The organism is Enterococcus mundtii (genome assembly GCF_013394305.1).
In the GTDB taxonomy this organism is placed as follows: Bacteria; Bacillota; Bacilli; order Lactobacillales; family Enterococcaceae; genus Enterococcus_B; species Enterococcus_B pernyi.
Map to the genome: position 1 here is coordinate 2508217 of NZ_AP019810.1, position 25449 is coordinate 2533665.

Sequence of the window (25449 nt, forward strand, 5' to 3'; positions counted from 1 at the left end):
GAAATAGCAAACTCAATGATTATTGTTCGTTGTTTTTGTCCAAATGGTGGTTACGTCGTATTTTTACTCATAGAGAATACCTACAAGAAAGGGAGGAAGGGACAATTCATCTAAAATTTTTTTGTAAATGGGTGATTTAGGAACATCCACTTTTAGAAGTTTCCTAAGAAAAAGGATTGGAACAAAACAAATACATAAAAATGCGAGGAGTGTAAGATATGCCAATAATTGATTTCAGAGAAACAGGTGGAAAGTTCATTAATCGAATGCATGACGCTAATAAGACAAATACTCAAGAAGATTTGAGTAGATTAGCTGTTCGGACAGGAAATGAATCCCTAAATGTGAGAGCAAACCCAATTATTTCTTATCTTTATTATTCGACAGGTATTCTTCAAAATATAACACTACAGCCGATAAATCAAAGGAATGATCGAATTGTAGGAAATGCAAGCACCTCATTTGGAGAAAGAAATCAAGAAAATCCTTCGTTTGATTTAAATACTAGAGCAAATGCAACTCAAAGCTATCGTAATGTATTACAGATCATTCCCCAAGTCAGTATAGATCAAAGAGTTACAGCGCCAAATGAGCTAGCTAATATGACAGGTACGCTTCCTAAACAATTTAATAGTGAGTATGTTTCTAAAAAGAAATTGAAATTTAAACGTAAAGAATCTAGTGAACATAAGGGCAATACATCTCGCAATACAAGTGATGTAATGCAACAATCCCTAAATGAAAGTAGACAGATCAATCCAAGACATCACCGAGCGCTCTCCAAAAAATCCTCCTATTTAATTAAGAAAGTCACAAGTGAGTTACATGATCAGAGAGTAAAAATTCTGAATAGTATTCAAAATGATGAAATGTTTAAGTCTGAAGTAAGATCATCCAACCAAGAGCAAACATCCCAAACAAAAGACAATGAGCTAACGAATAATGGGAATACTTCCTGGCAAGAAGAAAAGTTTCACTTGTCACAGGAAGGTGTAGATTCAATTAAGAAAGATACAAGTGAACTACATGATCAGGAAGTAAAAAGTCCGAATACTATTCAAAAAGATGAGACTTCTTTTGTTTATAAAATCCCTAAGTTTGAAGCAAGAACATCCAAGCGAAATCAGGAAACAGACTCTCGTAATCGAACAACCAATATGGAAAATCAGGGAATGACAAAGAAATTTGTACAAGGTTCTCAGCAAGCCTCTTCATCCCAAACAAAAGATAGTCCAAATTCAGATTTTAGATTGCGAGAAGAAAATGAGTCAACAAGCACTGGAATAGCGTCATGGCAAAAAGGAAAGTATCACTTGTCACAGGAAGGTGTAGATACAACTCAGAAATCGACGATTGAACTACAGGATAAGGTAATACAAAGTTTGAAGAGTATTCAAAATGATGACATATCTAAGTTTGAAGCAAGACCATCCAAGCGAAATCAGGGAACAGACTCACGTAATCGGACAATCTATATGGAAAAACAGAGAATGACAAAGGAATTTGTAGAAGGTTTACAGCAAGCCACTTCATCCCAAACAAAAGATAATCCTGTATTTGAAGCAAGAAATGTAAGAGGTGAAAACGAAGAAAGCTTAACACACGGTATAGGAGAAAGTCTAATCAAGTTCGGAGAGCAAGCATATCCTTATCGTTCTAAGGCTGAAATATATTAACAGGCGATTCCTACGCAACTGTCTCAAAATAAATCACAGGATCTGTATAACAGCTTGGCGAATCAAAAAACTATTGATTTAAAAGATACACGGACAGGTGAATATATTTTAAAAATGATAGAATCATCGGATGGACAGAATTTCCCCGCAGAATTGAAGGATTTTTTGAAAGATTTACAGCAAGCTCCTTCATCCCAGACAAAAGACATTCCAATTCCAGAGTTTAGATTGAGAGAAGAACATCATATAGCAAGCAATGGGATCGATTCCTGGCAAAAAGAAAAGTCTCATTTGTCACAGGAAAGTTTAGAACCAAATAAGAAAGAGTCAAGGGAACTATATGATCAGTTGGTACACGGCACGAGCAGCATAAAAAAAGATGAGACTTCTTTTGTTTATGGAATGCCTAAATTTGAAGCCAGATCATCCAAGGGGGATCAGAGAGCAGAATCACTCGATCGGCTAACGAATATAGAGAATCTAGGAATCTTTAAGAAGTTTTCAGATGGGCTAAGCATCGATAAATTTTCGTCAGCCAAAGCAAAAAACGACATTGATAAAAACCTACAAACGTTTATTGAAAAACAAAACGGAAATAAGCCAAGGTTATCTGTGCTTGTAGGGAATGCTAAAGTAAAAAGTCAAAATATAATTAATCAAGAAAAATAGCGTTCAAGAGCAAATCGAAAAGAACCAAGTTTGAGCATATAGTTAATTGAAGACAATAAAAAGATGACTAAAAAATTAGGATAGTAGTACTTTTCTACCACAAACGTTATCAAGGCTAATGGGAAAACAGAATGTTGACTACGGTAAATAATGAATGCCAATTAAATAAATAGAAGGAGTGAAAGGAATGCCAGGAGAAAATCATAACGAGAGAATAGGACGATTCGACAACAGTGTTATAGACAAGCAAGATCCGCATGGGTTAGAGCGTGAGTTAAGGGCTCTGAGTAATCAAAGAAGATTTCATCTGAATAGAGGGGAATTTTCTGCTTTCACGGGAGCGGTATACGCAACCAGTGTGTTAAATATGTTAACACCAGTGGTTGCGCATGGCCCTAATCGATTGAATGTACCAAAAGAAAAAAACAACGAAATGAAAAGAACTTCCGAACAATCAATGGATTATCTACGTACCTCCAACATCACAGCTAGTCATACACAGAGCAATAACGTTTCCCCTCACAACATGACAATTGATTTAAAAAATACACTTAATCACTGGGACGTTGAACTTAACAATTTAATGGTTTCAAATAAAAAGGATATTAATAAAAATGTTCATCAGAGACCACGAAGAACACTAAATCAGCGAAGCCAATTTAGAAATCTTACAGCAGAAAATGTTGCAGAACAAATTAAAAATACTTTGAAAGGTTTTGTTGAGGAAATCCAGAAGCCCCCGACGTCGGTTGGAGCAGCAAACCTACCTTTAGAGGAAATCCAGAAGCCCCCGACAGCGGTTGGACAAGTAAATCTACCATTTGGGGAAGCCCAGAAGCCTCAAACAGCGATTGAACCAGTTAAAAAAACGTTTGAGGAAATGTACACGCCTAGCACAGCACTTGAACGATTGGATCACCCTCCCAAGATAAACGAGGCATTTTGGGATAAAGTAACTAAAGTCTTTACTGATTTTTTCAGGCAATATGAAATACCTACTGATAGAGGTGGTGGGCAAGGAGCAAAGGATCAATCCATGTTGTCCTATGTTTCAAATTTGATGTCTTTTGCATTGCCTGATCTCCAATTATTTACTATTAACCTAGGGAAAGCAAATAAAGACAATATATCACCCCAATCGTTTGATCAACCTACTTCCTCTGACCATAGTTTGGGACAAGAAAATTTTGCAACTCAAATTTTGGATGCAACGAAAATACTAATCAATGAGTTTACGAATCATGATTTATCCAAAAGCTTATCGAAGGATATAGCAAGTTACAAAAACCTCAGGGATGAGCAAAATTCAGGGCTTACGCAAGAAGCGAAGATTTCAAGCCAATCCAATCAACGCCAATTTGATTTCTCAGCCTGGAATGAGCAATTTTAAAAATACTGAGGTAATTCTTCATCCTCAGGCTACTGATACCCCGGTTCCAAGTAAGAAAGAATTGGAACAGGAGTACTTAAAAAGAAGAAGACGGATGATAAAGGAATGGGATGAGCCAGATAGAGTGAAGAATCAAAGAGAAATGTCCGCAGATCGCGAAAATTCACATCTGGCAAACAGTGTGGAAAGAATGACGACTAATAAAGAAGTGGGGATCGATCCGAATAATTTCGATCCGAGATTAGAAAAAAACTTTAATAAATTTAAAGAAGCTATGAAAGGAACACAGAAAAATTCTCGGCAGAATTTGGCTTTAAATAATCGACATTCGAATCCATTGCCCAATACTTTGATGAACCAACAATCTACTCAAACAGCAACAGGTAAAAAAGTGTCAACCTTAGAGAATAGTGGGGCTCAATATCAGAAAAAGCAAAAAGAAGGAAGTAATCAAGTAAGATTCGAACAAGTGGGTCATTCAACACGGTCGGGGGCTGGAGTTCGAATTGAAAACAAGAAAAGTTTTTCGATGCTAACAAGTGATGCGAGAGTAAAAGCCAACATAAAAATATATCGAATCAAGTAAGACAGCAACCAAGAACAAACAAAAAAGAGGTTAGTTTAAGTATGTAGTAACCAATGTGACAGGCTCTTGATGATAATAATTAATAACAGGAAATGGAGGTTACGCCAAATTTGGCGCAACCTCCATTATTTTTACATGACACTGATTACAGCAGTTAGAACGACTGAACCGATTGTCAAAATCAACATTGTCCAAATCACTAATTTTGTGACTTTCGCAAAAGTGCTTGTTTGTTTTTTTTCTCGCATCGTGATTACCTCGATTTATTATTGTTAAGTTGATTTTACATGCTTTTCATTGATTCTACAAGAGGGCATCTCTATAAAAACTTACCTTTTTTCAAATAATAAGTGGTCAGAAGTGAAATGATCACGGTCAATAGTATCAACCAAAGAAAAGCATCATCCCTTTCGGCAATTGGTAGTTTAATATTCATACCGTAAATACTTCCAATGATTGTTGGAATCGTTAAGATAATCGTTAAAGAAGTTAAAATTTTCATAATATTATTTAAGTTGTTTGAAATGATGGCAGAGAATGTTTGGTTCATCTGTTCGACAAGCTTTAAGCGGATACGAGCGGTGGTCTTTGCTTGTTCTGTTTCGATAATCACGTCTCTGAGGTGATTCATCATCGCGTGATTATTTTTTACCGATTGGTTCTCGGCTAGTTGTTGTAACGCTTCAAGATTCGAGGCAGTCGCTTCTTTGAAATAAACCAAGCTTTTTTGGATATCCATGATTTGATACAATTGCTTATTTTCAGTTGAGACTTTTAGTTGTGTCTCCAACAGATCACATTGGGCAAGTAAGGTAGAAAGATAAGTGTTATAGGACTGAGTGATCTGCCAAAGTAACTGCATAAAAATATTTAGAGTGGTCGAAAGATCGTTTCTTTGAAACGTTTGATGAAAGACTTTTTTCAAAAAAAGTGGTTCGTGATTCGTAATTGTGATAAGCTTCTTTTTGGGCGTGAGAATAATCGAAAACGGATAAGTATCTACTTGGAAATATCCGCTAGGACTTGTTTTTGGAAAAGGGTATTGTAATAATACCAATGCTGGTTTTGTCAGCTTTTCTTGATTAAATTCTTCTACCCTGGAGTTTTCTGCATCGTCTAAGACAGACGTGAGGTAATCTTTAGGTATTTGGAACTGTTTGATCAATTGATTGATTTCTTCTTCTGTGGGTCGCTCGACACAATACCAAATGGTTTCAGCCGTTTCTTCCATTGAATCAACCAATTTCTGGTCTTCAAGTGTAAAATACTTTATCATTGGGAACCTCCTCAATACTTCTTTCTTCTATTATAACCAATTCTTGAAAAGAACACATTGAAAGAGACTACCCACTGATCATCAATCTTGATTTGTCAAACAACGGCTGCAACAACATAATAAAACAGTATAAATTTAAACTAAATGAAATCGTTGTGTAAACTAAATTACGTATACTGAACGCAACGATAAAAAAGGAGATTTGTCGAATGGGTAGTTTTTCACCACTTGTATTGTTTTGGTACATCTTTCCGGCAATCGTGATTTTTGGTTGTCAATTTCTAGTAAAAATATTTGCATTGACTCGGCGTTTCAAAGTCAAAGCACCTGATTTAGCCGTTCCTTTTTTGTGGGGAGGCATCCATGCATTGTCTCGTAATACCGATACGTCTTCATTTTTGCCCTTTTTATTGATCACTATCCTTTTAATGGCAATCTGTATCGCGTTATTCCAAGCTTATTATTATGACGAACTTGTGTATTCACGTTATTTCAAAATGACTTGGCGTCTTACTTTTTTGGTAACCTTAGTCATGTATATCGTTTTGATCGTCCTAAACATTCTTTCGTTTCTCTAGTATGGCGCAATCAGGCTGTTAAAAGACTTTAAAAAATCTTTTATCAGCTTGATTGTTAAAATTTTTTTTACTAATCAAAAAGTTATTCTCAGATTTCCCATAAAAGGTGGTAGAAAGTGGGGGATTGTGGTAGACTGATTTTAGTTAGTGGAGGATTGGGGGTAGTTTCGATGTTAATGGGCGAATTTCGGCATAATATTGATGCAAAAGGTCGCTTGATCGTGCCTTCAAAACTGCGTGAAGAATTAGGCGAACAATTCGTGTTGACTCGTGGATTAGATGGTTGTCTTTTTGGCTATCCGATGAGCGAATGGAACGAATTAGAGTCGAAACTCAATGATATGCCTCTAGCAAAGAAAGACGCTAGAACCTTTGTCCGTTTTTTCTACTCAGCAGCTACAGAATGTGAGTTGGACAAGCAAGGACGTATCAATATCCCTAATACATTAAGAAACTACGCAACTATAACGAAAGAGTGTGTCATTGTTGGAGTGTCAAACCGGATCGAAATTTGGGATGAAGCCAAATGGCAAGAATTTTCAGAAGCTGCGGAAGAAAACTTTAATGAAATCGCTGAAAATATGATTGATTTCGGATTATAAGAAATAGGAAGAGGCTGACCAATGACTGAAACATTTCAACACTATACAGTCATGTTAAAAGAAACGGTAGATGGACTTGCAATCAAACCGAACGGAATTTATGTGGACTGTACACTCGGCGGGGCCGGACATAGCGAATACTTATTAAGCCAATTGAATACAGAGGGTCATCTTTATGCATTTGATCAAGATCAGATCGCAATCGATCACGCAAAAATCCGTTTGGCTGAGTATGTCGAAAAAGGTATGGTCACTTTTATCAAAGCAAATTTCCGTGAGCTTGAAGAGCGCTTGACTGAATACGTACCTAAGGTCGATGGGATACTTTACGACTTAGGCGTATCTTCGCCACAGTTAGACGAAGCAGAACGTGGATTCAGTTATCATCAAGATGCGCCTTTGGATATGCGAATGGATCAATCGGCACCTTTGTCAGCATATCATGTGATCAACGAATATCCTTATAACGAATTAGTAAAGATCTTCTTTCGTTATGGAGAAGAAAAATTTTCAAAACAAATTGCCAGAGAAATTGAACGGGTGAGAAAAGATCATCCGATTGAAACAACCGGGGAATTAGTAGAAATCATCAAACAGGTGATTCCTGCCCCAGCAAGACGAAAAGGCGGTCATCCTGCAAAACGCATTTTTCAAGCTGTGCGAATTGCAGTCAATGATGAGCTAGGTGCGGAGCAAGCCTCCTTAGAGCAAGCAATCCGCTTATTGAAGGTCGGTGGCCGGCTCAGTGTGATCACTTTCCACTCATTAGAAGATCGGATCGTCAAAAACATGTTCAAAGAATATAGTACGATCAAAGATTTACCACCAGGGTTGCCGGTCGTACCTGATGAGTTCCAACCTGAATTAAAAGTGATAACGAGAAAACCGATGTTACCATCTGAAGAAGAAGTGGCAGAAAACAATCGTTCTCGTAGTGCAAAATTGCGTATCGCTGAAAAAATACGAGAGAAAGAGGAGTAGAAGAATGGCAGAACTAAAGAAAGTCCAACAATATCCATATGATTTACAAGAAATTGAACTACCAGAGCAACCTCTGCCAGATTCACCCTCAGAGAAAGAAATCGTTCTTCCTCAATCTCCAGCAAAACGTTTGAAGCAAATCTCTATTTTCGAAAAGCTTGCCGTAGTGTGTATTGCTTTTTCTGTCATCGCACTTTGCGTATTAACAGTGATGTTACGAACTAATATTAGTGGTATGGAAAAGCAAATCGGGGCGCTACAGGTTGAATATAATGAAAAAAATCAAGAAAAAATCAGTTTGGAGCAAGAGAAAAGTGAACTTTCTCGTACCGAGCGTGTTAAAAAAATCGCAGAAGAAAAAGGGTTGTCAATCAATGACGACAATTTAAGGAAAGTGAAGTAAATGAGTCTTAAAAATAAATTCCGGCGGTTTATGGAAAAGAAAAATCTAAATCCGATGAACAATCGCAAAAAAGTAGGTATCATTTTATTTGCTACGAGTATTGGATTGTTCTTTTTATTTGCCGTTCGTTTTGCATACATCGTGATCGGTGGACATGTGGCTGGTACATCATTAGAAGAAAAAACGAACCAGCTTTATCAAGGTAGTGAAGAGGTCAAGGCAAAACGAGGCACGATCTTTGACCGTAATGGGGTGGCACTAGCAGAAGATGCCACGTCTTACTCGATCAAAGCAATTCTTTCCGAAACATACACGACTGGAAACAAAAAATTATATGCACAAGAAAAAGATTTCGATACACTTGCGGATATTATCAGCAAAAACCTTTCAATGGAAAAAAGTAAAGCCTTGAAGGTGCTACGCGATGGAGCCGAGCAAAATCTCTACCAAGTAGAATTTGGGAATTATGGACGTAATATCACCCAAGAGACGAAACAAAACATCGAAGTAGAGATGAAAGCGGCTGATGTTAATGGGCTTTATTTCGATAATCATCCTGCACGTATGTATCCTAGTGGGATATTTTCTTCCCATTTTATTGGCTATGCGGTACCGGATGAAGAAGAAAATGGTCTGGTTGGCCGACTTGGGATCGAATCTGCTTATAATGATATTTTGAGTGGACAAAACGGAAAGATCTATTATCAAAAAGATAATTTCCAAAATCCATTACCAGGTACTGTAGCAGAAGAAGAAAAGGCAACAGACGGTAAAGATGTGTATACGACTCTTGATAGTCGTCTGCAGAGTTACTTAGAAACATTGATGGATCAAGTCAATGAAGAATATCAACCTGAAGAATTGACTGCGATATTGATGGAAGCTAAAACTGGCGAGATCACTGCGATGAGCCAACGCCCGACGTTCAATCCTGAGACGATGGAAGGGTTGACTGGTGAAGATGCTGTGTGGCGTAACATCCTTGTACAAGATTCTTATGAACCAGGTTCAACAATGAAAATCTTCACGACAGCAGCAGCAATCGAAGAAGGTAAATTCGATGAAAATGAGTCTTTCCTATCTGGACAGATCAAAGTAGCTGATGCCACGATCAATGACCATGACTTTGGTAAAAAAGGAATGCTGACCATGCGTCAAGCTCTTTCATGGTCTAGTAACGTGGGTATGGTAATGCTGGAACAGCGTTTAGGTGGCAAGTGGTTTAACTATTTGCAAAAACTAGGATTTGGGCAAAGTACTCACTCTGGTTTAGATGATGAAGTTGCGGGTGCTTTACCAACTGCTAATATCGTTGACCAAGCGATGAGTGCGTATGGTCAAGCGATTGGTGTCACGAATTTCCAAATGATGAAAGCTTTCAGTGCGATCGCCAACAACGGCACTATGATCCAACCACGTTACATTAGTAAGATCGTTGATCCAAATACTGGAGAAGAAGTCTCTACTGAAACGGAAGTGTTAGGACAGCCATTTTCGAAAGAAACGACAGAAAAAGTTCGTGAGTATATGCGAGATGTCATAGAAGATGAAAATTACGGTAGTGCTTACGGAGTATATAATGTTCCGGGATACAATATTGCAGCTAAAACAGGAACAGCCCAGATTGCTTCTGATACAGGAGGATATCTAACAGGTGATACCGCGTATCTGTATTCGATCGTCGAAATGGTACCAGCTGAGGATCCCGAATATGTCCTTTATCTGACAATGAAACATCCTAAGACATATGACCGCACGGCTTTAGCAAAAATTGCGAACCCCTTACTGAAACGAGCAATGGATTTCAAAGAAGCTGAAACAGCTACGCCAGAAGAGAAAAAGACGGAAAATATCACTGTTTCTGACTATCGTAATTTAAATCCTGATATTGCCGCTGCTGATGCACAAAAGAGCGGTTTGCAACCAGTAGTCATTGGCGATGGAAATAAGGTAGAAGCGCAATCCACAGCAAATGGGGATGAGCTGATATCGGGAGAAAAATTGATTCTATATAGTGGTGGTACTGCATTGATGCCTGATGTGACAGGTTGGTCAAAGGCGGATATCATGAAATTAGGAAAAATACTTGGTGTCGAAGTGACATTCCACGGTGATGGTTACTGTACAGAACAAAGCCTCGCACCTTATGAAAAAATATCTGACGAAACATTAAGTTTCCATCTAAAAGAATAATAGGAGAGAAGAGAGCATGGATTTGACACAAACATTAATTCCCATTGCGAGTAGTTGTGCAATGACGATTGCAACAATGCCGTTATTTATTGGTTATTTTCAAATGAAAAAACAAGGCCAAGCCATTCGTGAGGAAGGACCTAAATGGCATAATGTAAAAGCCGGAACTCCAACGATGGGGGGATTGGTGTTTTTAGTCAGTGCGCTCTTGACTGGTATCTGGGTAGGCGCTTGGCAACAACAGTTAACGCCTACTCTTTTCATCCTACTTTTTGTACTTGCCCTATATGGAGCAATTGGTTTTTTGGATGATTTCATCAAAATCTTCAAGAAAAGAAATATGGGATTGAACTCAAAGCAAAAATTGATTGGCCAAATTGTTGGGGGAATCATCTTTTATCTCGTTTATCGTGGTGAAGGATACCCTGGAACACTGAATTTTTTTGGAATTGCTCTTCCATTAAGTTGGTTGTACGGATTATTCGCGATTTTCTGGTTAGTTGGCTTTTCCAATGCTGTTAACTTAACAGATGGTATTGATGGCTTAGTAGCTGGATTAGGAAGTATTTCTTTTCTGACCTACGCAGTTATCGCTTGGCACCAACAGCAGTATGATGTCTTAATTATCTGCTTGAGTGTTTTAGGTGGTTTACTAGGATTTTTCGTCTATAATCGCAAGCCTGCCAAAATATTCATGGGGGATGTCGGTTCCTTAGCATTAGGAGGATTGTTAGCAGCAATCTCGATCATGCTCAATCAGGAATGGACATTACTATTGATCGGTCTGATGTATGTCATCGAAACAGCTAGCGTGATGTTACAAGTATCTTCTTTCAAGTTGACTGGTAAAAGAATCTTTAAAATGTCACCGATCCATCATCATTTCGAGATGAGTGGTTGGTCTGAATGGAAGATAGATACTGTCTTTTGGATAACAAGTGTAATTACTTCATTGATCACATTGTGGATCGTATGGTAGGAGATGACGAGAATGAAAAAAATAACAACTTATGAAAATAAAAAAGTCCTTGTATTAGGATTAGCAAAAAGTGGATTTAGTGCGGCCAAGTTATTACATGAACTGGGCGCACTTGTCACCGTTAATGACGGAAAACCGTTTGATGAAAATCCTGAAGCCCAAGAATTGCTTTCTTTAGGGATCAAAGTAGTGACTGGTAGTCACCCAATTGAATTATTAGATGAAAAATTTTTAATGCTGGTCAAAAATCCAGGTATTCCTTATACACATCCATTAGTTGCAAAAGCTCAAGAAATGGGTATTCCGGTAATTACGGAAGTTGAACTGGCTTACGAAGTAGCGGAATGCCCAATTATCGGCATAACAGGCACCAACGGAAAAACGACGACAACAACAATGACTGGGTTATTGTTGAATGCGGGGAAATCAGCAGGTATCACTCGTTTAGCTGGTAACATTGGCTTTCCTGCAAGTAGTGTGGCACAAGAAGCTAATCCGGAAGACAAGATTGTTATGGAACTTTCAAGTTTTCAATTGATGGGAATTACTGATCTTCGTCCCCATATTGCAGTGATCACGAATATCTATGAGGCACACATCGACTATCATGGCTCTCGTCCAGCCTATGTCAAAGCTAAATGGCATTTGCAAAAAAACATGACGTCAGAGGATTATCTTGTACTGAATTGGAATCAGAAAGAATTACAGGAACTAAGTAAAAAAACAAAAGCGAAAGTGTTACCTTTTGCGACAGATCAAGTCTTAGCGACAGGTGCTTATTCTTTTGAGGGAGTTATTTATTACGACAAAGAAAAAGTCATGGAGATCTCAGAAATAGGTGTTCCAGGGGCGCACAATGTTGAAAATGCGTTAGCAGCTATTACTGTTGCAAAACAATATAATGTCTCAAATGAAGAAATAAAAGAAACATTGAGTCATTTTCATGGCGTACCACATCGTACACAATATGTTGGTGAGGTGCAAGGACGTAAATTTTACAATGATTCGAAAGCCACAAATATCTTAGCAACCAAGATGGCATTAAGCGGATTTCAACCAGAAAAATTAATTTTAATCGCCGGTGGACTTGATCGGGGCAATAGCTTTGATGAACTCATTCCATCACTTGAAGGAGTGAAGGGATTGATCACTTTTGGTGAAACTAAAGAGAAATTGAAGGATGCTGGTGAAAAAGCGGGCATACCAACGGTCTGCACAGCAGAGTCTGTGGAAGCTGCGGTTCCTGTAGCTTTAGAAAATAGCGAACCAGGAGATGTGGTTTTATTATCACCAGCCAATGCAAGTTGGGATCAATATCCTAATTTTGAGATCCGTGGTGATCGCTTTATGGAAGCCGTTAGAAAATTAAAAATAGAAAAGTAGAAACGAGCGATAAAAACTATGAAAATTTTGGTAACAGGTGGAGGAACCGGTGGACATATCTATCCCGCGCTAGCCTTCGTCAATTATGTGAAAACACAAGAGCCGAACGCCGAGTTTATGTATGTAGGTGCAAAACGTGGTTTGGAAAACAAAATCGTTCCAACCACCGGGATTCCTTTTCATACCTTAGAGATCCAAGGATTTCAGCGAAAGTTTTCACTAGCTAATGTCAAAACGATCCAATTATTCTTAAAAAGTATCCATCAAGCGAAAAAAATACTAAAAGAATTTCAACCAGATATCGTGATGGGAACCGGTGGTTATGTTTCTGGGGCAGTTGTGTATGCTTCTGCTAAGTTAGGGATTCCGACAATCATCCATGAACAAAATAGTGTACCGGGGATGACAAATAAATTTTTGAGTCGTTATGTGGATCGAATCGCGCTTTCTTTTAAAGATGCAGCAACCTTTTTCCCAGAGGACAAATCAGTTTTGATCGGTAACCCGCGAGCACAAGAAGTTGCAGATACGATGAAAACAGATATTCTAAAAAAATTTGATCTCGATCCTAAGAAGAAAACAGTCTTGATTTTTGGAGGAAGCCAAGGGGCATTAAAAATCAATCAAGCTGTTACTTCTTATTTGGATACATTTGAAGCGACGGATTATCAGATCCTTTATGCATCAGGAGAACGTTATTATCAAAGTATTAAGGAAAAGTTAGGAGAAACAAAAGCAAATATCAGTATTCAACCTTACATCAATGAAATGGCAGCGGTGATGGCGGCAAGTGATCTATTGGTCGGACGAGCAGGGGCGACCTCCATTGCTGAGTTGACCGCACTTGGGTTACCTGCGATCCTTATCCCAAGTCCTTATGTGACAAACGATCATCAGACAAAAAACGCGATGAGTCTCGTTCGAGTTGGGGCGGCTAAGATGATTGCGGATGGAGAGTTGGATGGTGATTCATTGGGTGCCACGATAAATGAGATCATGACAGATGAAACACTACAACAAAATATGTCAACTGCCTCTAAAACATTAGGTATCCCGGATGCGTCTGAGCGTTTGTATCAACTAGCAAAATCGTTAATCATAGAATAAGGTGGTGGTCATAGATGAGTAAGAAAAAAGAAACAAAAAAAACGCCTGAGAAGTCAAACGATGAAAACTCGCTGACGCCTTGGCAAATGGCCAACCGAAAATACTTAGAAGAACATAAAGAACACACAGATCATCAGACAGGAACAAGTGAAAAAAGCGAGCATAAAGAAGAACAAAAAGAACCTACACCTCCTAAAAAAGAAGAACTACTTGTTGAAGAAGATGATTTATTAGACTATGAAGAAATCGAACATAAGAAAGACGGGGGACCGTATAATGGTTCGTTTATTGATCGCTTGCCTAATTTAAAAAATTATCGAAACAAAGTTTTATACAAAAGGCTGAGTTTAATCATTTCCATTCTTTTGATTCCTTTGTTATTTTTGATTTATTATGTTTCCCCGTTGAGCAAATTAGAGGGCGTTTCTGTTTCCGGAAATGAAGTTGTTTCGAAAGAAGAAATATTGAAGGATACGCAATTAGCATTGAATCAGCATATTTGGGGACAGTATTGGCAGCGCCAAAGTTACATCGATCATTTGAAAAAAGAGCAGCCTCGAATAAAATCTGCTACGATCGGTTTTAGTAGTGTCAATACATTTGATCTGTCTGTCACTGAATATAAAGAGATTGCTTTGATTTTAACGGACGGAAAATATAGCCCTGTGATCGAAGATGGAACAGTGTTGAATGAAATAGTTGAAAGTCCAACAAAAAATCTGCCGATCCTAGAAGGATTTACTGACTCAACAAAAATCAAAGATTTAGCAAAAGAATATAATAAATTATCTCCAGAGTTACAAAAAGCCATTTCGGAAATCAAATATACGCCTCGTAATACGAATCAAAATTTGATCCAGCTGAATATGAACGATGGGAACCAAGTGATCGTCAATATTACTAACTTAGCAACGCAAATGAATTTTTATGCGCAAGTAGCTAGCGAAATGGAAGAAAATGGTGTGATCGACATGGAAGTAGGGATTTTTTCTTACCCTTACTCAAATAATAGCGAAGAAGCGCAAGAAGATGGATCAGAAGAAAGTACAGAGGCAAGTGCGCAAAGTGCGGATCAAACTTCTACTTCAGAAACGGGCGTTGATGAGCCTCAAATAAGTGAGAATCAAGGCGAAATGAATCCAACAAATGAAAATACGACCCCATCTTCGTCAAGTTTAGATGAAAATTAAGAAAACCACTGTAAAATGTGATAATCTACTTTCTAAAAACTGGTAATTTATGGTAAAATTGGAAACAGTGAATATATCTATTAAGTATATTTTTAAAACGGACGTTATTGGTTCGCATGTATATGGAATAGTTAAGTAGGAGGGAATCCCATTCATGGCAAAAACAGGAATGTACGTAGGCCTTGATATTGGAACGACATCTGTCAAAGTTGTCGTGGCTGAATATATCGACAGCCAAATGAATATTATTGGAGTAGGGAACGCAAAATCAGAAGGGATTAACCGAGGCATCATCGTTGATATCGATAAAACAGTACAAGCGATACAGCGAGCAGTGCGTCAGGCAGAAGAAAAAGCCGGCATTCAAATCAAAAGTGTAAGCGTGGGTCTACCAGCAAACATGCTTGAAGTAGAAAACTGCCAAGGGATGATTGCAGTAAACGGAGATTCAAAAGAAATCACCGATGAAGATGTCCGCAATGTGGCTTCAGCTGCACTGGTTCGTTCAATACCTCCTGAACGTCAAATCGTGTCAATTTTACCACAGGACTTTACGGTAGATGGATTCGAAGGCATCAAAGATCCTCGTGGGATGATCGGTGTCAGATTAGAAATGTATGGTCTGTTATTTACTGGACCAAAAACAATCATTCATAACATTCGTAAATGTGTTGAAAATGCGGGATTGATCGTCAATGAATTAGTGATCACACCTTTAGCGTTGACTGAATCAATTCTTTCGGATGGAGAAAAAGATTTTGGTACAATCGTTATCGATATGGGTGGCGGACAAACAACAACAGCTGTCATGCATGACAAACAGTTGAAATTCACGAGCCTAGATCAAGAAGGTGGCGAATTTGTCACAAAAGATATCTCCATTGTTTTAAATACTTCCTTCAACAATGCAGAAGCATTAAAAATAAATTACGGGGATGCATATCCAGAACGTACCTCAGAGCAAGAAGAATTTCCGGTAGATGTGATCGGCCAAACAGAACCTGTTCGAGTCGATGAACATTACCTATCAGAAGTAATCTCTGCTCGAATGGAACAAATCTTCAATAAAGCAAAAGAAGCGTTAGATCAAATCGAAGCGTTAGAGCTGCCTGGCGGTATCGTCTTAACTGGTGGGGCAGCAAGCCTTCCAGGTGTCGTTGATTTGGCACAGGAAATATTTGGCGTAAATGTGAAGCTTTATGTACCAAATCAAATGGGTCTAAGAAATCCAGTATTTACAAACGTGATCAGTATCGTTGATTACTCTGCGAATTTAAGTGAAGTATACCAATTAGCTAAAATCGCTGTTATGGGGGAATCAGCACCTGTTCATTATACAACCAATGAGCCGGAAGCTCACACATCTTATGAACAATACGATGTGGCAGAAGAAACAACGTATAACGAAGAACCAGAAGAAAAAAATTCTGGCGAAAACGTAACAAGTAAAATCAAAGGATTTTTTACCAATATATTTGATTAATCATCGTGGGAGGAAAAAAACATGGAATTCTCAATTGATAATAACATCAATGACGGCGCAGTCATCAAAGTAATCGGCGTCGGTGGCGGAGGCGGAAACGCTGTAAACCGTATGATTGAAGAAAACGTTAAAGGTGTTGAATTTATCACTGCCAACACAGACGTCCAAGCATTAAAAAATTCAAAAGCTGAAACAGTGATCCAATTAGGACCTAAATACACACGTGGTTTAGGTGCAGGTTCACAACCAGAAGTTGGCCAAAAAGCAGCTGAAGAGAGTGAACAATCTCTACGTGAAGCATTAGAAGGCGCAGACATGATCTTCATCACTGCTGGTATGGGTGGTGGAACTGGTACTGGTGCTGCACCGATCGTTGCTGGAATTGCTAGAGAATTGGGTGCATTGACAGTAGGTGTTGTCACTCGTCCATTTACATTTGAAGGACCAAAACGTGGCCGTTTTGCTGCGGAAGGTATCGCACGTTTGAAAGAAAACGTAGATACATTATTGATCATCTCAAACAACCGACTTCTTGAAGTCGTTGATAAAAAGACACCAATGCTTGAAGCATTCCGCGAGGCAGATAATGTCTTACGCCAAGGTGTGCAAGGTATCTCTGATCTAATCACTGCACCAGGTTACGTAAACTTGGATTTTGCTGATGTGAAAACAGTGATGGCAAACCAAGGTACTGCTTTGATGGGTATCGGAGTAGCAAGCGGTGAAGAACGCGTTATCGAAGCAACGAAGAAAGCAATCTCTTCTCCATTATTAGAAACATCGATCGATGGGGCAGAACAAGTCCTATTGAACATCACTGGTGGCTTGGATATGACGTTATTCGAAGCACAAGATGCTTCAGATATCGTAGCAAATGCAGCAACTGGCGATGTAAATATCATCTTAGGGACATCGATCAATGAAGAAATGGGCGATGAAATCCGTGTAACGGTCATTGCTACAGGTATTGATGAAACAAAAAAGGAACGGAAGTCTAGTCGTCCAGCTAGACAAACGTCAACTCAAACGCAATCTTCTGCTCAAAGCAATCGATTAGACATGGACCAAGCAAAACCAATTACTGCTGAGGATGAAAGCAGTTTTGGTGATTGGGACATCCGCCGCGAACAAAATGTTCGTCCAAAAGTGGATGAGTCTAATTACGAAACTATTGAGAAAAAAGAATTTGATACATTCAATCGTGAAGAAACAAAAACAAAAGGTGACGACGAATTGAATACACCGCCGTTTTTCCGTCGTAAAAAATAAAAGGAGGAAGAGCACATGATTGCTGACAACTTGCAGAATATCAAGCAAGACATTCAGGATTCGTGTGCTCTTGTTCATCGTGACCCGAAAGAAGTGACATTAGTAGCTGTTACAAAATCTGTAGAGTCACTCCAAGCTGAAGAATTAATCAATGCTGGAGTCACACATTGTGCAGAAAATCGTGTCGATAAATTGTTGCAAAAAAAACAAGATTTGCTTAAATATTCTGAAGTGAAGTGGCATTTAATTGGTAATTTACAACGCAGAAAGGTAAAATTGATTGTAAATGAAATTGATTACTTTCATGCGTTAGACAGTTTGAAATTAGCAGAAGAAATCCAAAAAAGATTAGAAAAACAGCTAGCTTGTTTTGTGGAAGTCAATGTGTCTGGTGAAGTATCGAAACACGGTATCTCACCAGCGGAGCTTCTACCTTTCTTAGAATCTTTAGCAGCCTATCCAAATATACAGGTAGTGGGACTTATGACTATGGCACCGAAGGACGCTTCTGCTGAACAAATTCATAAAGTATTTGAAACGCTGAGAGAATTGCGTGATCTTGCCCAATCAAAACAATACACACATGCACCATGTACCGAACTGAGCATGGGGATGAGCCAAGATTTTCAACTTGCAATTGAAGAAGGAGCTACATTTATCCGTGTAGGAACAGCGCTATTCAAAGACGAGGAGGAAGAATAATGTCACTTTTAAACAGGGGAGCAATTGCTAATTTTTTCGGATTAGCGGATGAAGAAGAGTACGAATACGAAGATTATCCTGAACAACAACAGGTTGCCAAGCAACCAACTAAATCAAACACACAGTATCAACAACATTCTCCAGCTGTTTCACAGCCGATTGAAAAAAAACAACGTCCAGCGACGACATCTCGTCCGGTTGGTCTTGAGAATGCGCCGATGAACGAAACAAAAAAAGTCATTGAATTACATCAAACTTCTACAAAAAATACGCAAAAAGACCAACGACAAACGAGACCATCTGTTCAACCTAACACACAGGTAGCAGGAAAAATCACAGTGATGGAACCTCGTGCCTACTCTGAAGCGATGACGATTGCTAAAAGGATCATTGCGGGAGAAGCAACATTAGTCAATTTTCGATTAGTAGAAGAAAAGCAGGCTCGACGTATCGTGGATTTCCTAACAGGGACAGTCTATGCGTTAGACGGCGATATCAAACGAGTAGGTGATGAGATTTTCCTTTGCACACCTGCTGGTCTGGAAATCGATAGTTCAACGGCTCAATCTTTCGCAGATGGCAGTATGTTTGATCTGTAAAGAGGAGGAGTAAACATTTATATTCTTTTTATGTTACTTAATTTAATTTCACGTGCTGCATACTTTTACAGCATGATTCTAGTAGTTTATGCGTTACTATCTTGGTTTCCTGGAGGGTACCAATCTAGTCTTGGACGTATATTAGCAAAGATTTGTGAACCATATATCAGCCTATTTGATCGTTTGCCGTTAAGATTTGGACCAATTGATTTTACGATCTTAGCATCGATTTTGATTTTGAATCTTGCCGTACAAGGATTGCAGCATATCGTTTTATGGATGATTACGTTCGCTATTTAGCGTAGAATAAACAGGGAGATAGGAGGGGATCAAGTGGATGCGAATGTATATCAACATTTCCGAGTAGATGAACGTTCTTTTATCGACTCTGTCGGAGATTGGATTGAACAGGTCCAGAGTCAGTATGCACCATATCTGACAGAATTTCTTGATCCGAGACAGTGCTACATCTTAGAGACCCTGATACGTCAAAATAGTGACTTGCGTTTTCAGTTATATGGTGGGTATGAGCAAGCGGAACGGAAAAGATGCTTGATTTTCCCAGACTATTATGAGCCTGTTGATGAAGATTTTGAAATGTCATTATATGAAGTCCATTATCCCAGTAAATTTGCCAATTTAAGCCATGGGAAGATCCTAGGTACATTAGTTGGTACAGGGATAAAACGTTCATATTTTGGTGATATTATTTCAGATGATGAACGATGGCAAGTTTTCATTGCAAATGAAGTCGACCACTTTGTCGTTAATCAAGTGACTAAGATCGGAAAAGTAGCTGTACGCTTAGAGGAAATCAAGTATACAGATATGGTCTTGCCAAAAGATAGCTGGATGCAAGAAAGAGGAACGGTCACTTCACTTAGACTGGACACTGTGATATCGGAAATCTATAATATATCCAGACAACGTTCGAAGCAACTGATCGAAGCAGGTAAAGTAAAAGTCAATTGGACAGAAAATACAAAACCGGACTTTCTACTTGAGTTATTGGAAATTGTTTCGATCAGAGGGTATGGTAGAATACAGATCCAAGACCTTGAGGGGAAAACGAAAAAAGACAAGTGCAGGGTGTTGTTTGGTGTATTACGTAAATAAAACAAGAAGGTGGTTTACTCATGGCTTTAACTCCATTAGATATTCAAAATAAAACATTCCCAACAAAAATGCGGGGATACAATCAAGACGAAGTAGATGATTTCTTAGATTTAGTCGTTCGTGATTACGAAGAAGTAACACAAAGAAATCGTGAATTAGAAAAAGCAGTAAAGCATTCGGAAGAAAAACTTGAGTACTTCAATGAATTGAAAGATGCGTTGAATCAATCGATCATTGTGGCACAAGATACAGCTGACAAAGTAAAAACAAGTGCAAGCAAAGAATCAGAAGTGATTGTTACTTCTGCACAAAACAAAGCGGACGAAATGGTCGCAAATGCTGAAAAACGTGCGCACCAATTAACTACAGATGCTGAAGAAAAAGCACGTCGTATCTTGACAGATGCGACTGAAAAAGCAAGACAATTAGCGACAGAAACAGAGGACTTGAAGAAGAAAACTCGTGTATTCCATCAACGAATCAGCTTGATGTTGGAATCTCAACTTGAACAAGTAAAAAGTCCAGAATGGGATGAGATCCTACAACCATTTTCTAGTTATGTAACAGATAGCCATGAAGTAATCAAAGAAGTTTTGGCAAAACAGCTTGACAATGAAAATGAAAGTGATGTACACTCTGAAACAGGAGTATACGAGTCTCCAGTGACTGCTTTTGATACGCAAGCAATCGATCTTTCGATCATTCCTGGAGAATACGAAGAAGAGTAGAACAGAAAAGCATTTTGACATTCTTAAAGCGAGCCAATGACAGTGTAAGATTGGTAAGACCCTGCAAAGTGAAAGATCCTCTACTTGATTTATTTCTGAACACTAGTAAGAAATAGCGGTTGACCTCGTTATCGGTCTTTGAGAGTTACGATCGTAACTAAATTTGGGTGGTACCACGGCATGTTCGTCCCTAGGATGAGCATGCTTTTTTGCGTTCTGTAAACTATAGTTAAGGAGTGTTTGTATGAAAATGAAAGAAACCTTACAACTAGGAAAAACAAGTTTTCCTATGCGTGGGAATTTGCCAAACCGTGAAGGTGAATGGCAAAAAGAATGGGAAGAAAATCAAATCTATCAACAAAGACAAGCGTTGAATGAAGGCAAACCAAGCTTCATACTTCATGATGGGCCTCCGTATGCAAACGGAAATATCCATTTAGGGCATTCTTTAAATAAAATTAGTAAAGATATCATCATCCGTTCAAAATCAATGTCTGGTTTTCGTGCGCCGTACGTTCCCGGTTGGGATACGCATGGCTTGCCGATTGAGCAAGTGTTGACGAACAAAGGGATCAAAAGAAAAGAAATGACGATGGCTGAATATTTGGAAAAGTGTCGTGAATACGCCCTTTCACAAGTAGACAAACAGCGAGAAGACTTTAAACGTATAGGTGTTGCTGGTGATTGGGAAAATCCTTATGTCACTTTAGATCCTTCCTATGAAGCTGCACAGATCCGTGTGTTTGGTAAAATGGCTGAAAAAGGATATATCTATAAAGGATTAAAACCAATTTACTGGTCACCATCTAGTGAATCCTCATTAGCTGAAGCTGAAATTGAATATAAAGATGTCAAATCTCCTTCAATCTACGTCGCCTTCACTGTGAAAGATGGCAAAGGTCTTTTGGAAGAAGATACTGCTTTCGTTATTTGGACAACTACACCATGGACATTGCCAGCTAACCAAGGGATTGCTGTAAATCCAACATTTACGTATGTCTTAGTAGAAGCTGATGGTCGCAAATTTGTCGTTGCCAAAGATTTGATGGAAACGGTACAACAAGCAATTGGCTGGGAAGCAGTCCAAGTCTTAAAAGAATTTGCAGGACAAGAGATGGAATACATGACAGCGACACATCCATTCTATGATCGTGAATCTTTAGTGATATTAGGAGATCATGTGACGCTGGATGCCGGTACTGGATTAGTTCACACTGCACCTGGACACGGGGAAGATGACTATATTGCAGGAAATCGTTACAAATTACCTGTTGTTTCTCCCGTTGATTCTAAAGGTGTATTTACTGATGAAGCTCCTGGATTCGAAGGAATCTTTTATGACAAAGCAAATCCAATGATCACGGATCTATTAAAAGAAAAAGGTGCCTTGTTGAAATTGGATTTCTTCACCCATAGTTACCCACATGACTGGCGTACTAAAAAACCTGTCATTTATCGTGCAACACCACAATGGTTTGCTTCAATCAATGATTTCCGCCAAAACATTCTTGATGAAGTGGAAAAAGTTGATTGGATCATTCCATGGGGAAAAACACGTCTTTACAATATGGTACGTGATCGCGGCGATTGGGTCATCTCACGCCAACGTGCTTGGGGCGTCCCACTACCAATCTTTTATGCTGAAAATGGTGAAGCAATCATTACACCTGAGACGATTGAACATGTCGCTGAATTATTTGCGGCCCATGGCTCAATCATTTGGTTTGAAAAAGAAGCGAAGGACTTACTACCTGAAGGCTTTACGCATCCAGGATCACCAAATGGCGAATTTACTAAAGAAACAGATATCATGGACGTATGGTTTGATTCAGGTTCTTCTCATGAAGCAGTTTTACGTCAACGCCCTGAGTTATCTTTCCCAGCAGATATGTACCTTGAAGGCTCCGATCAATACCGTGGTTGGTTCAACTCAAGTATCACAACAAGTGTCGCGATCAATGGTGTTGCGCCATACAAAGCAGTTCTATCACAAGGGTTCACGTTAGATGGAGAAGGTCGAAAAATGAGTAAATCATTAGGCAATACGATCGTTCCAGATAAAGTGATCAAACAATTTGGTGCGGATATTCTACGTCTATGGGTATCTAGTGTGGACTACGAAGCAGATGTTCGTGTGTCTATGGATATTTTAGGTCAAGTTGCTGAAGTTTATCGAAAAATCCGAAATACGATGCGTTTCCTATTAGCAAATACGGATGATTTTGACCCTAAGAAAGATGCAGTAGCGTATGAAGATCGTCGTTCAGTTGATAAATATATGACAGTTCGTTTAAATCAAGTCATCAAAGAAATCCGTGAAGAAGGATATGATAAGTATAACTTTATGCAAATCTATCGCACAGTGATGAATTTCTTAACAGTTGATCTTTCTTCTTTCTATCTTGATTTTGCAAAAGATGTTGTTTATATTGAAGCAGAAAATGATCATCAACGTCGTTGTATGCAAACTGTTTTTTATGAAACAGCTGTTTCATTAACAAAATTACTGACACCGATCATTCCTCACACAACAGAGGAAATCTGGTCCTTCTTAAAAGAAGAGGAAGCTTATGTTCAATTAAGTGAGTTACCAGGATATGTTGAATATCCTAACCAAGATGAGTTATTAGATACATGGGCGGCCTTCATGGATTTCCGTGATAAAGTCTTAAAAGCACTAGAAGAAGCAAGAAATAGTAAATTGATCGGAAAATCATTAGAAGCAAAATTAACGATCTATCCAAATCAACAGGTGAATCAATTATTGACAGCAGTTGCTGCTGACATTCCTCAATTATTGATCGTCTCACCAGACTACTTTACGGTTATGCCAGAAAACATTGAAGCGCCTGAAAATGCTTTAGTCTTTGATGATGTAGCGATTTTAGTCGAAAAAGCAGAAGGTGAAACATGTGATCGTTGCCGTCAAATCCGTAAAGATGTTGGAACTGATGAAAAATTACCACACTTATGCGGACGTTGCGCACAGCTTGTTGAAGAATTCTATCCAGAAGCAGTCGCAGAAGGTTTTGAATAGAAGTTAGTAAAAAACAACCAAACACATCTTGTGTTTGGTTGTTTTTATGGCTCTTTGTCAATAAGGACTGATGAGTTGTGCAAAATCAAATCTGGGTCAGAATGAACCTCATTCTGGCTCAGATTTTTTGTTATCTTACTTTGATTAATTGATTGATCAAAAAGATTCTAATTCTCATGTTCTCGAATGATTTAAATCCGTAGGATACTCGTTTCATTGTCTTTATGTGGGTATTCTTCGCTTCTATTTTTCCATTGGAATAAGGATAGATCATTGCGTTGGTGATGCCTTCTTCATAGGTCAGAAGGTTTTGAAGCTTTTCCCGAAAGCTGTCATCCAACGTTTCGGGAAGTTCTGCTAATAAGGAGAAAAATAAGTCAGGGTCTTTGTCTCGAAAGGCTTCAACTAATTCATGAAAAAAGGGATACGCCTCCTTTAGGGGCGTAGAAAACTCAAGCAATCGATCAATCATCATTGCTTCAGTAAGAAATGGGTATTTTGGTGCTCGGAAACTTTTCCATGTTTTGTATTCATAATGGTTGATGTTTGCACGATTTTTTAGCAAAAAGCGCCAGTTCTTTTTCAGTTTTTCTGCCTGGCTTTTCTGTCCTGCTTTACGAAGTTCATTCATTTCACGGATACGCAACTCATTGAACGCTTGATTCATGTGTTTGACAATATGAAACCGATCAATCACTATTTTCGCATTTGGCAGAACACGTTTGGTGAGCTGGAAGTAGGCGGCGTTCATGTCTGTCACCAAGAATTCTACTTCTTCTGGATTGGTACACTTTAAGAAATAGCTTGTTAATCGAGGTAATTTACGCGTAGGCAAAACATCTATTAATTTTCCTGTTTCGCCATCTGCGCAAATAAAGCTCATTTTATCTTCTATGGAAGCATGCGAACGAAATTCATCAACCATCAATACTCTTGGGAGAATCTTCTTAGATTGCTTTGGTAAATAGCTTTTAAACTCTTTCAATGTACGAATAACAGTGGTCAAAGATACCTGACAGCTTTTCGCAATAAAAGATAAAGATACTTTTTCAGTCAGTAAAGAAGCAATTTTATATCTAACATGATTTGCGATTGAATGTCTGGATTGGACAAAATAACTTTGAGCAGTCCAATGGGTTCGGCAGTTTTTACAGGTATAGCGCTGCTTTTTTAGGCGCATAACCAAAGGCATATGATTGTATTGTTCAAAACGGACAATCGTTTCTTTTTTTCCATTTTTCACTATAATTGCTTTCCCGTTTCCATCTACCACAGTAGAACCACAACTTCTACAAGCACGAGGAGTAGGCGAGAGAACAGCATCGACGACCAACGTCTTTTTCTTCTGAAGGGTCTCGTAAGAGACCTCTGTAATCATCAAATCTTTCTCTATTATTCTCAGCATTTTTTTGATAGAATCATTCATATAGCATATCGTCCTCTCAGTTGTTTATTTTGTGGTGATTTAATCATACTAGAGAACGATATGTTTTTTAATACCT

24 protein-coding genes are annotated in these 25449 nt (G+C 38.6%); 21 read left to right on the plus strand and 3 right to left on the minus strand.

Annotated features, from left to right (window positions below):
* Positions 1 to 218: 218 nt before the first annotated feature.
* From HZ311_RS12085 to HZ311_RS12100, 4 genes are all read left to right on the plus strand, one after another.
* Entirely contained in the window at positions 219 to 1676 is a 1458-nt protein-coding gene (locus HZ311_RS12085) for a hypothetical protein (protein WP_023519348.1), read from the plus strand.
* A 54-nt stretch (positions 1677 to 1730) separates the two neighbouring features.
* Positions 1731 to 2345, plus strand: coding sequence for a hypothetical protein (locus HZ311_RS12090; protein ID WP_010735992.1), 615 nt, complete (start codon positions 1731 to 1733; stop codon positions 2343 to 2345).
* Positions 2346 to 2532: 187 nt separating this feature from the next.
* Entirely contained in the window at positions 2533 to 3735 is a 1203-nt protein-coding gene (locus tag HZ311_RS12095) for a hypothetical protein (protein WP_178946724.1), read from the plus strand.
* Positions 3722 to 4321, plus strand: a complete 600-nt coding sequence (locus tag HZ311_RS12100; protein WP_137072067.1) for a hypothetical protein — start codon at positions 3722 to 3724, stop codon at positions 4319 to 4321. Before HZ311_RS12095 ends, HZ311_RS12100 begins: the two co-directional genes overlap by 14 nt.
* Before the next feature lie 131 nt (positions 4322 to 4452).
* Here HZ311_RS12100 and HZ311_RS12105 read toward each other — a convergent pair whose 3' ends face one another.
* Together HZ311_RS12105 and HZ311_RS12110 are read right to left on the minus strand one after the other, a co-directional pair.
* Positions 4453 to 4569 carry a DUF4044 domain-containing protein gene (locus HZ311_RS12105; RefSeq protein WP_010735989.1) on the minus strand — a complete coding sequence of 39 codons (117 nt, stop codon included), beginning with the start codon at positions 4567 to 4569 and terminating at the stop codon, positions 4453 to 4455.
* 71 nt (positions 4570 to 4640) lie between these two features.
* Positions 4641 to 5597, minus strand: coding sequence for a magnesium transporter CorA family protein (locus tag HZ311_RS12110; RefSeq protein WP_010735988.1), 957 nt, complete (start codon positions 5595 to 5597; stop codon positions 4641 to 4643).
* A gap of 209 nt (positions 5598 to 5806) precedes the next feature.
* On the opposite strand from HZ311_RS12110, the gene HZ311_RS12115 reads away from it, so the two are divergent.
* From HZ311_RS12115 to ileS, 17 genes are all read left to right on the plus strand, one after another.
* The gene (locus HZ311_RS12115) at positions 5807 to 6175 is read left to right on the plus strand and encodes a DUF3397 domain-containing protein (RefSeq protein ID WP_010735987.1); all 369 of its coding nucleotides are present in this window, start codon (positions 5807 to 5809) and stop codon (positions 6173 to 6175) included.
* Positions 6176 to 6345: 170 nt separating this feature from the next.
* Positions 6346 to 6777, plus strand: a complete 432-nt coding sequence (mraZ, locus tag HZ311_RS12120) for a division/cell wall cluster transcriptional repressor MraZ (protein ID WP_034691698.1) — start codon at positions 6346 to 6348, stop codon at positions 6775 to 6777.
* Between the two features lie 21 nt (positions 6778 to 6798).
* Positions 6799 to 7758, plus strand: coding sequence for a 16S rRNA (cytosine(1402)-N(4))-methyltransferase RsmH (gene rsmH, locus HZ311_RS12125; RefSeq protein ID WP_010735985.1), 960 nt, complete (start codon positions 6799 to 6801; stop codon positions 7756 to 7758).
* Between the two features lie 4 nt (positions 7759 to 7762).
* The gene (gene ftsL, locus HZ311_RS12130) at positions 7763 to 8161 is read left to right on the plus strand and encodes a cell division protein FtsL (protein ID WP_010735984.1); all 399 of its coding nucleotides are present in this window, start codon (positions 7763 to 7765) and stop codon (positions 8159 to 8161) included.
* Entirely contained in the window at positions 8162 to 10354 is a 2193-nt protein-coding gene (locus HZ311_RS12135) for a penicillin-binding transpeptidase domain-containing protein (RefSeq protein WP_023519351.1), read from the plus strand.
* Between the two features lie 16 nt (positions 10355 to 10370).
* Entirely contained in the window at positions 10371 to 11333 is a 963-nt protein-coding gene (mraY, locus tag HZ311_RS12140; RefSeq protein WP_010735982.1) for a phospho-N-acetylmuramoyl-pentapeptide-transferase, read from the plus strand.
* A 12-nt stretch (positions 11334 to 11345) separates the two neighbouring features.
* On the plus strand, positions 11346 to 12716 hold the full coding sequence (gene murD, locus HZ311_RS12145) for a UDP-N-acetylmuramoyl-L-alanine--D-glutamate ligase (protein WP_023519352.1): 1371 nt from the start codon (positions 11346 to 11348) through the stop codon (positions 12714 to 12716).
* 18 nt (positions 12717 to 12734) lie between these two features.
* The gene (gene murG / locus HZ311_RS12150; protein WP_023519353.1) at positions 12735 to 13823 is read left to right on the plus strand and encodes an undecaprenyldiphospho-muramoylpentapeptide beta-N-acetylglucosaminyltransferase; all 1089 of its coding nucleotides are present in this window, start codon (positions 12735 to 12737) and stop codon (positions 13821 to 13823) included.
* A 14-nt stretch (positions 13824 to 13837) separates the two neighbouring features.
* Positions 13838 to 15013, plus strand: a complete 1176-nt coding sequence (locus tag HZ311_RS12155; RefSeq protein WP_137072070.1) for a cell division protein FtsQ/DivIB — start codon at positions 13838 to 13840, stop codon at positions 15011 to 15013.
* Between the two features lie 154 nt (positions 15014 to 15167).
* A complete protein-coding gene (gene ftsA, locus HZ311_RS12160) occupies positions 15168 to 16496 on the plus strand; it encodes a cell division protein FtsA (protein ID WP_019723318.1) in 1329 nt (442 codons plus the stop codon).
* A gap of 21 nt (positions 16497 to 16517) precedes the next feature.
* Positions 16518 to 17765, plus strand: coding sequence for a cell division protein FtsZ (gene ftsZ / locus HZ311_RS12165; RefSeq protein ID WP_010735977.1), 1248 nt, complete (start codon positions 16518 to 16520; stop codon positions 17763 to 17765).
* A gap of 15 nt (positions 17766 to 17780) precedes the next feature.
* On the plus strand, positions 17781 to 18467 hold the full coding sequence (locus tag HZ311_RS12170; RefSeq protein WP_010735976.1) for a YggS family pyridoxal phosphate-dependent enzyme: 687 nt from the start codon (positions 17781 to 17783) through the stop codon (positions 18465 to 18467).
* Positions 18467 to 19066: a cell division protein SepF gene (locus tag HZ311_RS12175; RefSeq protein WP_023519355.1), complete on the plus strand. Its 600-nt coding sequence runs from the start codon at positions 18467 to 18469 to the stop codon at positions 19064 to 19066. The genes HZ311_RS12170 and HZ311_RS12175 overlap by 1 nt, the downstream gene beginning before the upstream one ends.
* 30 nt (positions 19067 to 19096) lie before the next feature.
* Positions 19097 to 19366, plus strand: coding sequence for a YggT family protein (locus tag HZ311_RS12180; RefSeq protein WP_010735974.1), 270 nt, complete (start codon positions 19097 to 19099; stop codon positions 19364 to 19366).
* A gap of 33 nt (positions 19367 to 19399) precedes the next feature.
* A complete protein-coding gene (locus HZ311_RS12185) occupies positions 19400 to 20182 on the plus strand; it encodes a YlmH family RNA-binding protein (protein WP_178946725.1) in 783 nt (260 codons plus the stop codon).
* 20 nt (positions 20183 to 20202) lie between these two features.
* Entirely contained in the window at positions 20203 to 20910 is a 708-nt protein-coding gene (locus HZ311_RS12190; RefSeq protein ID WP_010735972.1) for a DivIVA domain-containing protein, read from the plus strand.
* A gap of 244 nt (positions 20911 to 21154) precedes the next feature.
* The gene (ileS, locus tag HZ311_RS12195) at positions 21155 to 23947 is read left to right on the plus strand and encodes an isoleucine--tRNA ligase (RefSeq protein ID WP_178946726.1); all 2793 of its coding nucleotides are present in this window, start codon (positions 21155 to 21157) and stop codon (positions 23945 to 23947) included.
* A gap of 130 nt (positions 23948 to 24077) precedes the next feature.
* On the opposite strand, the gene HZ311_RS12200 is transcribed toward ileS, so the two are convergent.
* Positions 24078 to 25373 carry an ISL3-like element ISEfa11 family transposase gene (locus HZ311_RS12200; RefSeq protein ID WP_010734358.1) on the minus strand — a complete coding sequence of 432 codons (1296 nt, stop codon included), beginning with the start codon at positions 25371 to 25373 and terminating at the stop codon, positions 24078 to 24080.
* Positions 25374 to 25449 lie beyond the last annotated feature (76 nt).